Origin of the sequence: Isoptericola sp. AK164, assembly GCF_029643425.1 — a bacterium.
Taxonomy (GTDB): Bacteria; Actinomycetota; Actinomycetes; order Actinomycetales; family Cellulomonadaceae; genus Isoptericola; species Isoptericola haloaureus.
This window is the reverse complement of record NZ_CP119106.1, coordinates 2,386,617-2,399,326: the sequence shown is the minus strand read 5'-3', so window position 1 is coordinate 2,399,326 and position 12,710 is coordinate 2,386,617. Positions and strand designations below refer to the sequence as shown.

Sequence of the window (12,710 nt, the reverse complement as noted above, 5' to 3'; positions counted from 1 at the left end):
TGATGGATACGGGTCGTCGGTCGGTCGCAGACCGTCTTCATGCTGTTGCTGGTGGCGCGAGCTGCTGGTGGGTGTGGGGGTAGGTGCGCATCGTGGGCCGGCGGGTTCGTCCGTTGCTTGAGAACTGCACAGTGGACGCGAGCATCCCAGATGTTCAAGTACATCCCCATCGTCGTTGACGGTGCGGGGTGTGTTTTCTTGGATTTCTGTAGCAATTTTGTAGTGTGTCGAAGTTTTGAAGGGCACATGGTGGATGCCTTGGCACTAGGAGCCGAAGAAGGACGTTGTAGCCTGCGATAAGCCTCGGGGAGCTGGCAAACGAGCTGTGATCCGAGGGTGTCCGAATGGGGGAACCCGGCCGCAGTCATGTGCGGTCACCGACGCCTGAATGTATAGGGCGCCTGGAGGGAACGCCGGGAAGTGAAACATCTCAGTACCGGCAGGAAGAGATATTCCGTGAGTAGTGGCGAGCGAAAGCGGATGAGGCCAAACCGTATGCGTGTCAAGCTGTCAGGCGTTGCGTGTGCGGGGTTGTGGGACCTTCTAGGAGTCTCTGACAGGACTCCGGCCAGTAAGAAAGTCGTGTGATAGTCGAACCGCATTGAAAGGCGGACCGTAGAGGGTGTGAGTCCCGTAGACGAAATCGCGCGGCCTGGTGGAGGGGATCCCAAGTAGCACGGGGCCCGTGAAATCTCGTGTGAATCTGGTAAGACCACTTGCTAAGCCTAAATACTACCTAGTGACCGATAGCGGATCAGTACCGTGAGGGAACGGTGAAAAGTACCCCGGGAGGGGAGTGAAATAGTACCTGAAACCGTGTGCCTACAAGCCGTCGGAGCCTCCTTGGTGGGGGTGACGGCGTGCCTTTTGAAGAATGAGCCTGCGAGTTAGTGCTCGGTGGCGAGGTTAACCCGTGTGGGGAAGCCGTAGCGAAAGCGAGTCCGAACAGGGCGATTGAGTCGCCGGGTCTAGACCCGAAGCGAAGTGATCTAGCCATGGGCAGGTTGAAGCGCCGGTAAGACGGCGTGGAGGACCGAACCCACTTAGGTTGAAAACTGAGGGGATGACCTGTGGTTAGGGGTGAAAGGCCAATCAAACTTCGTGATAGCTGGTTCTCCCCGAAATGCATTTAGGTGCAGCGTCACGCGTTCCTTGCCGGAGGTAGAGCTACTGGATGGCCGATGGGCCCTACCAGGTTACTGACGTCAACCAAACTCCGAATGCCGGCAAGCCAGAGCGTGGCAGTGAGACTGCGGGGGATAAGCTTCGTAGTCGAGAGGGAAACAGCCCAGACCACCGGCTAAGGCCCCTAAGCGTGTGCTCAGTGGGAAAGGATGTGGAGTTGCCCAGACAACCAGGAGGTTGGCTTAGAAGCAGCCACCCTTGAAAGAGTGCGTAATAGCTCACTGGTCAAGTGATTCCGCGCCGACAATGTAGCGGGGCTCAAGTACACCGCCGAAGCCGTGGCGCTCACACAAGCCCAGCAGCGACTTGATCGCTGTTCAGGTGTGTGGGCGGGTAGGGGAGCGTCGTGTGGGCGGTGAAGCCGCGGAGTGATCCAGCGGTGGAGACCACACGAGTGAGAATGCAGGCATGAGTAGCGAAAGACGGGTGAGAAACCCGTCCGCCGAATGACCAAGGGTTCCAGGGCCAGGTTAATCCGCCCTGGGTAAGTCGGGACCTAAGGCGAGGCCGACAGGCGTAGTCGATGGACAAGGAGTTGATATTCTCCTACCGGCGAAGAACCGCCCATACCGAATCCGGTGATGCTAACCACCCCGAACCACCACCGACGTCCTTCGGGACGTCACCGGTGTCTAGGCGTGGGACCCGAACCGGTACTAGGTAAGCGTGTTAACAGGGGTGACGCAGGAAGGTAGCCCGGCGTGGCGATGGTTGACCACGTCCAAGGCCGTAGCCCGTCTCGTAGGCAAATCCGCGAGACACCAAGGGTGAGAGTCGACGGTGACCGCGTATGCGGGAAACGGGTGATCCTCAGCTGCCAAGAAAAGCCTCGACGCGAGGTTCTAGCCGCCCGTACCCCAAACCGACTCAGGTGGTCAGGTAGAGAATACTAAGGCGATCGAGAGAATCGTGGTTAAGGAACTCGGCAAAATGCCCCCGTAACTTCGGGAGAAGGGGGGCCTGATCCGTGAACCCACTTGCTGGGGGAAGCGGTGAGGGCCGCAGAGACCAGGGAGAAGCGACTGTTTACTAAAAACACAGGTCCGTGCGAAGTCGCAAGACGATGTATACGGACTGACGCCTGCCCGGTGCTGGAAGGTTAAGAGGACGGGTCAGCTTCGGCGAAGCCCAGAATTTAAGCCCCAGTAAACGGCGGTGGTAACTATAACCATCCTAAGGTAGCGAAATTCCTTGTCGGGTAAGTTCCGACCTGCACGAATGGCGTAACGACTTCTCCGCTGTCTCGACCACGAACTCGGCGAAATTGCACTACGAGTAAAGATGCTCGTTACGCGCAGCAGGACGGAAAGACCCCGGGACCTTTACTACAGCTTGGTATTGGTGTTCGGTGCGGTTTGTGTAGGATAGGTGGGAGACTATGAAACCGGCGCGCCAGCGCCGGTGGAGTCGCCGTTGAAATACCACTCTGACCGCATCGACCATCTAACCTCGGTCCGTGATCCGGACCAGGGACAGTGCCTGGTGGGTAGTTTAACTGGGGCGGTTGCCTCCCAAAAAGTAACGGAGGCGCTCAAAGGTTCCCTCAGCCTGGTTGGCAATCAGGTGTCGAGTGCAAGTGCACAAGGGAGCTTGACTGTGAGACCGACAGGTCGAGCAGGGACGAAAGTCGGAACTAGTGATCCGGCGGTGGCTCGTGGAAGCGCCGTCGCTCAACGGATAAAAGGTACCCCGGGGATAACAGGCTGATCTTCCCCAAGAGTCCATATCGACGGGATGGTTTGGCACCTCGATGTCGGCTCGTCGCATCCTGGGGCTGGAGTAGGTCCCAAGGGTTGGGCTGTTCGCCCATTAAAGCGGCACGCGAGCTGGGTTTAGAACGTCGTGAGACAGTTCGGTCCCTATCCGCTGCGCGCGCAGGAAACTTGAGAAGGGCTGTCCCTAGTACGAGAGGACCGGGACGGACGAACCTCTGGTATGCCAGTTGTTCCGCCAGGAGCACCGCTGGTTCGCTACGTTCGGGAGGGATAACCGCTGAAAGCATCTAAGCGGGAAGCCTGCTTCAAGATGAGGTTTCCAACAGGCTAGACCTGTGAAGGCACCCAGCTAGACCACTGGGTAGATAGGCCGGAAGTGGAAGACAGGACCAACGACTGTCGCAGCTGACCGGTACTAATCAGCCGACAACTTCAACACACCTACACTGCTTGCTCCGCGTCCACTGTGCGGTTCCCGAGAAACGGGCACCACCCCCACCCCCCCCGCCACCCTGCGTGGCACCCCGGGGAAACCCGGTGGGGACCCGACAACTCGATACTGTTACGGCGGTCACAGCGAAGGGGAAACGCCCGGTCCCATACCGAACCCGGAAGCTCAGCCCTTCAGCGCCGATGGTACTGCCCTGGAGACGGGGTGGGAGAGTAGGACGCCGCCGGACACCCTTCACAGCAGGCCCCCAACCCCTCACGGGTTGGGGGCCTGACTGCTTTCCCCCCACCACACGCCCACCGCGCCACCCGGCCGACCTCCGGGCCCCGGCTGCCCCGCGGCCGGGCCCCCGACCGGTCTCACACCGCCGGCCGACCGAGCGCCCTCCCCGACGGGACGCGTGTCACATCCGCGGTCGGCTCCGTGTCATCGGGCCGTCACGTCGGCCCACTAGACTGGCGGCCATGTCCACCATCTCCCGTGACGAGGTCGCGCGTGTCGCCGCGCTGGCGCGGATCGAGCTGCGCCCTGACGAGCTGGATCGGCTCGCCGGCGAGCTCGACGTGATCGTCGAGTCCATCGCCAAGGTGAGCCAGGTCGCGACCCCCGAGGTCCCCGCGACGAGCCATCCGCTGCCCATGTCCAACGTGTTCCGTCCCGACGTGCCCGAGCCGGCGCTGCCGGTCGACGACGTGCTCGCGGGTGCGCCGGAGGCCGAGGACGGCCGCTTCGCGGTGCCGCAGATCCTCGGGGAGGAGTGAGATGACCGACCTGACCCGCCTGTCGGCCGCCGACCTGGCGCAGAAGTTGCGCCGGCGTGAGGTGACCAGCGTCGAGGTGACGCAGGCGTTCCTGGACCGGATCGCCGCCGTGGACGGTGCCGTCCACGCCTACCTGCACGTCAACGCCGAGGAGGCGCTGGCGACCGCTCGCGACGTCGACGCCCGCCGCGAGGTCGGCGAGGAGCTGCACCCGCTGGCCGGCGTGCCGATCGCCGTCAAGGACGTCGTCGTCACCCGTGGCATGCCCTCGACGGCCGGCTCCAAGATCCTCGAGGGATGGGTGCCGCCCTACGACGCCACCCTCGTCGAGAAGATCCGCGACGCGCGCATGCCCATCCTGGGCAAGACCAACATGGACGAGTTCGCCATGGGCTCCTCCACCGAGCACTCGGCCTACGGCAACACGCACAACCCGTGGGACCTCGAGCGCATCCCGGGCGGCTCGGGCGGTGGCTCGGCCGCCGCGCTGGCGTCCTTCACCGCGCCCCTGGCGATCGGTACCGACACCGGCGGCTCCATCCGCCAGCCGGGCGCCGTCACCGGCACGGTCGGCGTGAAGCCGACCTACGGCAGCGTCTCGCGCTACGGCCTCATCGCGCTCGCCTCCAGCCTCGACCAGGCGGGTCCGGTCACCCGGACCGTCATGGACTCGGCGCTGCTGCACGAGCTGATCGGCGGGCACGACCCGCGGGACTCGACCTCCATCCCCGAGCCGCTGCCCGCGCTCGTGGAGGCCGCCGCGCAGGGCGCCGGCGGCGACCTGTCCGGCGTGCGGGTCGGCGTCGTCAGCCAGCTGCAGGGCGAGGGCTACCAGGAGGGCGTCCAGGCCCGGTTCACCGAGTCGCTCGAGCTGCTGCGCCGGGCGGGTGCCGAGGTCGTGCAGGTGTCCTGCCCGCACTTCGAGTACGCGCTGGCCGCGTACTACCTGATCCTGCCGGCCGAGGCCTCCAGCAACCTCGCCAAGTTCGACGGTATGCGCTTCGGCCTGCGGGTCGAGCCCGAGGACGGCCCGGTGACCGCCGAGCGCGTCATGGCCGCCACCCGGGGCGCCGGCTTCGGCGACGAGGTCAAGCGCCGCATCATCCTGGGCACCTACGCGCTCAGCGCCGGCTACTACGACGCCTACTACGGCAGCGCGCAGAAGGTCCGCACGCTCATCCAGCAGGACTTCGACGCCGCGTTCGAGCAGGTCGACGTGCTCGTCTCCCCGACGGCGCCGACCACGGCGTTCAAGCTCGGCGAGAAGCTCGACGACCCCCTGGCGATGTACCTCAACGACGTCGCCACGATCCCGGCCAACCTCGCGGGCATCCCCGGCATCTCGGTGCCGAACGGCCTCGCGGAGCCCACCGACGGCGGTGCCGCCATGCCGACCGGCTTCCAGGTGCTGGCCCCCGCCAAGGCCGACGACCGCCTCTACCGCGTCGGCGCCGCCCTCGAGGCCGCCCTGGAGAAGTCCTGGGGCGGTCCGCTGCTGGACCGCGCGCCCGAGCTCGGCTGACGGACCCACGAAGGAGATGACTGTGACCCAGCTGGTCGACTACGCCGACGCGGTCCGACGGTTCGACCCGGTGCTCGGCATCGAGGTGCACGTCGAGCTCGGCACCCGGACCAAGATGTTCTGCCCGGCCGAGGTGGAGTTCGGCGGCGACCCGAACACCCAGACGACCCCCGTCAGCCTCGGGCTCCCCGGTGCGCTGCCCGTCGTCAACGGGACGGCCGTCGAGTACGCGATCCGGATCGGCCTGGCGCTCAACTGCCAGATCGCCGAGTCCTGCCGCTTCGCCCGGAAGAACTACTTCTACCCGGACGTGCCGAAGAACTTCCAGACCTCCCAGTACGACGAGCCGATCGCCTTCGACGGCTGGCTCGACGTCGAGCTCGAGGACGGCACGGTCCACCGTGTCGAGATCGAGCGGGCGCACATGGAGGAGGACGCCGGCAAGAACACCCACGTCGGGGGTGCCGCCGGCCGGATCCACGGCGCCGACTACTCGCTCGTGGACTACAACCGTGCGGGCATCCCGCTGGTCGAGATCGTCACGAAGCCGATCACCGGCGTCGGGGACCGTGCCCCCGAGGTGGCCCGCGCCTACGTGCAGGCGCTGCGCGACATCTTCCGGGCGCTGGACGTGTCCGAGGCCCGCATGGAGCGGGGCAACGTGCGTGCCGACGTCAACCTCTCGCTGCGTGCTACGCCGGACGCCCCGCTCGGCACCCGCACCGAGACCAAGAACGTCAACTCGTTCCGGTCGGTCGAGCGGGCCGTGCGCTACGAGGTCTCCCGGCAGGCCGCGATCCTCGACGCCGGGGACACCGTGGTCCAGGAGACCCGGCACTGGCACGAGGACACCGGCATCACCACCTCGGGCCGCGTGAAGTCCGACGCCGAGGACTACCGGTACTTCCCCGAGCCGGACCTGGTGCCGGTCGAGCCGTCCCGCGAGTGGGTCGAGGAGATCCGCGCCGGGCTGCCGGAGCTGCCGCAGGCGCACCGCCGTCGGCTCCAGGACGAGTGGGGCTACGCCGACGCCGAGATGCGCGACGTCGTCAACGCCGGCGCCCTCGACCTCATCGAGGCGACCGTCGCGGCGGGGTCCAGCCCGGCCGCGGCGCGCAAGTGGTGGATGGGCGAGCTCGCCCGCCGTGCCAAGCAGGACGAGGTCGAGCTGGCCGACCTGGCCATCACGCCGGCCCAGATCGGCGAGCTGCAGGGTCTGGTCGACTCCGGCCGGATCAACGACAAGATCGCCCGTCAGGTCCTCGACGGCGTGCTCGCCGGCGAGGGCGACCCGGAGCAGGTCGTGGTCGACCGCGGCCTCGAGATCGTCTCCGACGACGGCGCGCTGCTGTCCGCCATCGACGAGGCGCTGGCCGCCCAGCCCGACGTCGTCGAGAAGGTCCGCGGCGGCAACCAGGGGCCCGTCGGCGCGATCATCGGCGCCGTGATGAAGACGACCAAGGGGCAGGCCGACGCCAAGCGCGTGCGCGAGCTCATCCTCGAGAGGATCGGCTCGTGACACCCCCGGTGCTGCCGGGGGAGATGGTGCGGCTGCGTCCGCTCGCGGCCCGCGACGCCGACCGCCTCTGGGAGTCGCTGCACGACCCGGAGGGCATGCGCCTGACGGGGACGACGGCGAGCTTCACCCGGGAGCAGATCGACGAGTGGGCGTCCTCGGTCGCCGGGCGCGACGGCCGGTTCGACTGGGCCATCACGCCGGCCGCGGTACGGGACGGCGAGCTGGTCAGCGACGAGCTGATCGGCGAGATCGTGCTCAACGACATCGACCCGGTCAGCCGCAGCGCCAACCTGCGCCTGCAGATGCTGCCGGACTACCGGGGCCGCGGCTACGGTCGCGAGGCGATCGAGCATGTGCTCCGCTTCGCCTTCGAGGCCGACCAGCTGCGCCTGCACCGGGTGGGCCTGGACGTGCTGAGCATCAACCCGCGGGCCAAGGCGCTGTACGCGTCGCTCGGCTTCGTCGAGGAGGGGCGGCTGCGCGACGCCTACCGCGACGGGGACGACTGGTCCGACGCGATCGTGATGAGCCTCCTCGAGGACGAGTACCGGGCGATGGTGCGCACCGCCTGAGGCCTCGCCTCACCGGCCCCGCTGGAAGTCGTCGAGGCTGACCCTGCGCTCGTGCGCGTGGTCGACCAGCGGTGCCGGGTAGTCGGCCGGCGGGGTGTCCAGCTTCCAGGGCTGGTGCACCCGCCGGCCGGCCACGTCGCCCAGCTCGGGCACCCAGCGGCGCACGTACCCCCCGTCGGGGTCGAACTTCTCGCCCTGCGTGACCGGGTTGAAGATGCGGAAGTAGGGCGCGGCGTCGTGCCCGGTCCCGGCGACCCACTGCCAGTTGAGCTGGTTCTGGGACACGTCGCCGTCCACGAGGTGGGCCATGAAGTGCTCGGCCCCGCGCTGCCAGCGCACGTGCAGGTCCTTGACGAGGAACGACGCCACCACCATCCGCACGCGGTTGTGCATCCAGCCGGTGGCGAGCAGCTGGCGCATCCCGGCGTCGACGAACGGATAGCCGGTGCGCCCGTCCCGCCACGCCGTCAGCCACTCGTCCTCCTGCTCGCCCCGCGTCCAGGCGTCGTCGGGCACGACGGCGCGCAGCGAGCGGGTGCGGGCGTCGGGGCGGTGGTGCAGCACGTCGGCGTGGAACTCGCGCCACGACAGCTCGGAGCGGAACGTCGCCACGGCGTCCGGGTCGACACCGTCGCCCTGCGCGGCGGCGAGGTCGGCGAGCATCGTGCGCGGGTGGATCTCCCCCCAGCGCAGGTGCACGGACATCGCCGAGGTCCCGGCGAGGTCGGGGCGGTCCCGGGCGTCGGGGTAGTCGGCGAGCCCGTCGGCGAGGAAGTCCCGCCAGCGGCGCCGCGCCGCGTCCTCGCCGGCCCGGGGCAGGTGCGCGGTGGGCTCCGGTCCCTCCGGCAGGGCGTCTCCGTCCAGCGCGGCCCACGGGACCTGCCGCGGACGGCGGGCCGGGGACGGCCAGCCGTGCTCCAGCCACGCCCGCCGGAACGGGGTGAACACCTGGTACGGCCCGCCGGTCTGCGTGAACAGCCGCCCCGGGGACACGGCGTAGGCCGACCCGGTGCGCTCCAGGGACACTCCGAGGTCGTCGAGGGCGGCGGCGACCTCGGCGTCCCGGCGGCACCCGTACGGCTCGTGGCTGGCCGCGACGTGCACGGCACCGGCCCCGGTCTCGCGCACCACCTGCGGCACGATCTCGGCCGGGTCCCCGCGGCGGACCACGAGCCGTCCGTCGCAGGCCTCGTCCAGGGCCTGCAGCGACGCGCGCAGGTAGGCGAGCCGGTTGGCGCCCGCGCTGCGCCACAGCGTCTCGTCGAGCACGTACAGGGCGACGACGGTCGCGTCGTCGTCCCGCGCCGCCTCGACGGCGGCGAGCAGGGCCGGGTTGTCGGCCAGGCGCAGGTCGCGCCGGAACCACATCACGGTCGTCGGCATGGCGCCACCGTACGGCCCGGCCGGGCCCGCCGCGCTCGCAGGTCGGGGGCCGGGGTGCCAGAGTCGTGCCATGACGGATTCCGCGGCCGGCTCGGGCCGCCCCGCCCAGCCGGCCGAGCGGACCTTCTTCGGGCACCCGCGCGGGCTGCTGACGCTGTTCACCACCGAGGCGTGGGAACGGTTCAGCTACTACGGGATGCGCGCCATCCTGGTGCTGTACATCACCGACGCGGTGGTCGACGGCGGGCTCGGCTACGACGAGACGACCGGCAACGCGATCGGGTCGATCTACGGCAGCTCGGTCTACCTGCTGTCCATCGTCGGCGGCTGGCTGGCCGACCGCGTCATCGGTGCCCGGCGTTCGGTGCTGTACGGAGGCATCGTCATCGCCGCCGGCCACGTGGCCCTCACCGTCCCGCAGGCCGCGTTCACCTGGCTCGGTCTGGTCCTCGTGGCCACGGGCACCGGCCTGCTCAAGCCGAACGTCTCGGCGATGGTCGGCGAGCTCTACGACCGGCGCGACCCGCGCCGCGAGGCCGGGTTCTCGATCTTCTACATGGGCATCAACTTCGGGTCGTTGTTCGCGCCGCTCGTGGTGGGCAGCGTGCAGCGGCTCTGGGGCTACCACGCGGGATTCCTCGTCGCCGCGGTCGGCATGGCGGTCGCCCTGGTCTTCTTCGTCGCCGGCCGCCGCTACCTCCACGGTGCCGGCGACGCCGTACCGAACCCGGTCCGGCGCGAGGAGCGGGGCACCATCGCACGGATCATGGTGGCGGTCGTCGCCGGCGTCGGCGTGCTCTACCTCGTGGCGGTCGCGGTCTCGGGCGGCTGGTCCGGAGGAGCGTTCGTCGACACCCTCAGCTACGTCGCCCTGGTGACCCCCGTCGTCTACTTCGTGGTGATGTACCGCTCGCCGAAGGTCACCGACACCGAGCGCCCGCGTCTGCTGGCCTACATCCCGCTGTTCGTCGCCGCCATGCTGTTCTGGATGATCTTCGAGCAGGCCGCCACGACCCTGACGACGTTCGCCCGCGACCGGACCCAGCTCGACGTCCTCGGGGTGGAGATCAGCCCGGCGTTCTTCCAGTCCGTGAACCCGGCCTCGATCATTCTGCTCGCCCCGGTGTTCGCCTGGCTGTGGCAGCGGACCGGCGGGCGCCCGCCCACGCCGTACAAGTTCGCGCTGGGGCTGGCGCTGGCCGCGGTGTCGTTCCTGTTCCTGGCGGGGGCCTCGGAGGTCGTCGGGGACGACCGCGCGCCGGCGTGGGTGCTGATCGTCGTCTACGTGATCCAGACCCTCGGCGAGCTGTGCCTGTCCCCGGTCGGGCTCGCGGCCACGACCCTGCTGGCGCCGCAGGCGTTCCGCGGGCAGGCGATGGCGCTGTGGTTCCTGGCCAACGCCTCGGGCCAGGCGATCACCGCGCAGCTCGTCCAGGCGACCGCCGACGTCTCCGACACCGCCTACTTCGGCGGGATCGGCGTCGTGGCGCTCGCGGTGGCGGGGCTGGTCTGGGCCGTCTCGCCGTGGGTGGTCCGGCAGATCCGGGCCGCCGACGAGGCCGAGGGCGTGCACACGGCGGGCGCCTGATCCCGACCATCACCTGGGACGGGCGTCCCAGCATGCGGCACGACGGCGTACCCTGCGGGAGCACGTCGCTCACGGCGCGTCCGTGAGCCGGTCCGAAGGAGCATGCAGATGAGCCGCCCCCTGCGTTCGCGCACGTCGACCCACGGCCGCAACATGTCCGGCGCCCGCGCCCTGTGGCGCGCCACCGGCATGGGGTCGGAGGACTTCGGCAAGCCGATCGTCGCGATCGCCAACTCGTACACCCAGTTCGTCCCGGGACACGTCCACCTCAAGGACATGGGCGACCTCGTCGCGGGAGCCATCCGCGAGGCCGGGGGAGTGGCCAAGGAGTTCAACACCATCGCCGTCGACGACGGCATCGCGATGGGCCACGGCGGCATGCTCTACTCGCTGCCCAGCCGCGACCTCATCGCCGACTCGGTCGAGTACATGGTCAACGCCCACTGCGCGGACGCCCTGGTGTGCATCTCCAACTGCGACAAGATCACCCCGGGCATGCTGAACGCCGCGCTGCGGCTGAACATCCCGGTCGTGTTCGTCTCCGGCGGCCCGATGGAGGCCGGCAAGGCGGTCGTCGCGGACGGGGTGGCGAGGACGAACCTCAACCTCATCAACGCGATCAACTACTCGGCCGACGAGAACGTCTCCGACGAGGCGCTGGCGAAGGTCGAGGAGAACGCCTGCCCGACCTGCGGCTCCTGCTCCGGCATGTTCACGGCGAACTCGATGAACTGCCTCACCGAGGCCCTGGGCCTGTCGCTGCCGGGCAACGGGTCGGTGCTGGCCACGCACGCCGCGCGCAAGGAGCTGTTCCTCGAGGCCGGCCGGACCGTCGTCGAGCTGGCGAAGCGCTACTACGACGAGTCCGACGACACCGCGGCGCCCCGCGGTATCGCCACCAAGGAGGCGTTCGCCAACGCGATGGCGCTCGACGTCGCCATGGGCGGCTCGACCAACACGGTGCTGCACGTGCTGGCGGCGGCGCAGGAGGCCGAGGTCGACTTCACGCTGTCCGACATCGAGGAGATCTCGCGCCGCGTGCCCTGCCTGAGCAAGGTCGCGCCGAACCACCCGAACTACCACATGGAGGACGTCCACCGGGCCGGCGGCATCCCCGCGCTGCTCGGCGAGCTGCACCGGGCCGGGCTGCTCGAGAAGGACGTCTCCAGCGTGCACACCCCGACGCTGCAGCAGTGGCTGGACGACTGGGACGTGCGCGGCGGGAAGGCGACCGAGCAGGCCACCGAGATGTTCTACGCGGCACCGGGCGGTGTGCGCACGACGCAGGCGTTCTCCACGCAGAACCGCTGGGAGTCACTGGACACCGACGCCGCCGAGGGCTGCATCCGCGACGTCCAGCACGCCTACACCGTCGACGGTGGTCTGGCGGTGCTGCGCGGCAACCTCGCGACCGACGGCGCGGTGTTCAAGACCGCCGGCGTCGACCCGGACGTCTTCCACTTCACCGGCCGGGCGCTCGTGTGCGAGTCGCAGGACGAGGCCGTGGAGAAGATCCTGACCAAGCAGGTCGAGCCCGGGCACGTCGTCGTGGTGCGCTACGAGGGTCCCGCCGGCGGCCCCGGCATGCAGGAGATGCTCTACCCGACCTCCTTCATCAAGGGCCGCGGTCTGGGCAAGGTCTGCGCCCTCATCACCGACGGCCGGTTCTCGGGCGGTTCGTCCGGCATCTCCATCGGCCACGTCTCCCCGGAGGCGGCCGCGGGCGGCGTCATCGGCCTGGTCGAGGACGGCGACGAGATCGAGATCGACGTCGAGTCCCGCTCCGTCCGGCTCAACGTGGCCGACGACGTGCTCGCCGAGCGACGCGCCGCGATGGAGGCCTCGGACAACCCGTGGCAGCCGAAGGACCGCGACCGGTACGTCTCCCCGGCGCTGCGCGCCTACGCCGCCATGGCCACCAGCGCGGACAAGGGCGCGGTGCGCGACATCAACCTGGTCACCCGCCGCTGAGCGTGCGGGTCGTCGACCTCTCCTCGCACGACGTCGACGACGT

General features: G+C 68.6%; 7 protein-coding genes and 2 rRNA genes. 8 read left to right on the top strand and 1 reads right to left on the bottom strand.

The features are described 5' to 3' along the window. The first annotated feature begins 226 nt into the window (after positions 1-226). The 6 genes from PO879_RS11235 to PO879_RS11210 all read left to right on the top strand — a co-directional run bounded on the left by PO879_RS11235 (position 227) and on the right by PO879_RS11210 (position 7,725). A 23S ribosomal RNA gene (locus tag PO879_RS11235) occupies positions 227-3,339 on the top strand. A gap of 124 nt (positions 3,340-3,463) precedes the next feature. Next, a 5S ribosomal RNA gene (gene rrf, locus PO879_RS11230) occupies positions 3,464-3,580 on the top strand. A gap of 235 nt (positions 3,581-3,815) precedes the next feature. After that, a complete protein-coding gene (gene gatC / locus PO879_RS11225; RefSeq protein ID WP_278234985.1) occupies positions 3,816-4,112 on the top strand; it encodes an Asp-tRNA(Asn)/Glu-tRNA(Gln) amidotransferase subunit GatC in 297 nt (98 codons plus the stop codon). A gap of 1 nt (position 4,113) precedes the next feature. Continuing rightward, entirely contained in the window at positions 4,114-5,634 is a 1,521-nt protein-coding gene (gatA, locus tag PO879_RS11220; protein ID WP_278234984.1) for an Asp-tRNA(Asn)/Glu-tRNA(Gln) amidotransferase subunit GatA, read from the top strand. Between the two features lie 16 nt (positions 5,635-5,650). Further along, positions 5,651-7,153 (top strand): Asp-tRNA(Asn)/Glu-tRNA(Gln) amidotransferase subunit GatB, encoded by a 1,503-nt coding sequence (gene gatB / locus PO879_RS11215; RefSeq protein ID WP_278234983.1) that lies wholly within the window; start codon positions 5,651-5,653, stop codon positions 7,151-7,153. Beyond that, complete coding sequence (locus tag PO879_RS11210) at positions 7,150-7,725, top strand: GNAT family protein (protein ID WP_278234982.1); 576 nt, start codon at positions 7,150-7,152, stop codon at positions 7,723-7,725. The genes gatB and PO879_RS11210 overlap by 4 nt, the downstream gene beginning before the upstream one ends. A 9-nt stretch (positions 7,726-7,734) precedes the next feature. Here the strand turns inward: PO879_RS11210 and PO879_RS11205 are convergent, their stop codons facing one another. Next, complete coding sequence (locus tag PO879_RS11205; protein WP_278234981.1) at positions 7,735-9,108, bottom strand: deoxyribodipyrimidine photo-lyase; 1,374 nt, start codon at positions 9,106-9,108, stop codon at positions 7,735-7,737. A 70-nt stretch (positions 9,109-9,178) separates the two neighbouring features. Between PO879_RS11205 and PO879_RS11200 the strand changes: the two genes are divergently transcribed. Further along, the gene (locus PO879_RS11200) at positions 9,179-10,696 is read left to right on the top strand and encodes a peptide MFS transporter (protein WP_278234980.1); all 1,518 of its coding nucleotides are present in this window, start codon (positions 9,179-9,181) and stop codon (positions 10,694-10,696) included. Positions 10,697-10,804: 108 nt separating this feature from the next. Beyond that, positions 10,805-12,667, top strand: a complete 1,863-nt coding sequence (gene ilvD / locus PO879_RS11195; protein ID WP_278234979.1) for a dihydroxy-acid dehydratase — start codon at positions 10,805-10,807, stop codon at positions 12,665-12,667. The last annotated feature ends 43 nt before the right edge of the window (positions 12,668-12,710 follow it).

What these genes read in the sequence shown, in the direction of transcription:
- gatC (WP_278234985.1), top strand. Translation starts at nt 3,816, where the DNA reads ATGTCCACCATCTCCCGTGACGAGGTCGCGCGTGTCGCCGCGCTGGCG.
- gatA (WP_278234984.1), top strand. Translation starts at nt 4,114, where the DNA reads ATGACCGACCTGACCCGCCTGTCGGCCGCCGACCTGGCGCAGAAGTTG.
- gatB (WP_278234983.1), top strand. Translation starts at nt 5,651, where the DNA reads ATGACTGTGACCCAGCTGGTCGACTACGCCGACGCGGTCCGACGGTTC.
- PO879_RS11205 (WP_278234981.1), bottom strand. Translation starts at nt 9,108, where the DNA reads ATGCCGACGACCGTGATGTGGTTCCGGCGCGACCTGCGCCTGGCCGAC.
- PO879_RS11200 (WP_278234980.1), top strand. Translation starts at nt 9,179, where the DNA reads ATGACGGATTCCGCGGCCGGCTCGGGCCGCCCCGCCCAGCCGGCCGAG.
- ilvD (WP_278234979.1), top strand. Translation starts at nt 10,805, where the DNA reads ATGAGCCGCCCCCTGCGTTCGCGCACGTCGACCCACGGCCGCAACATG.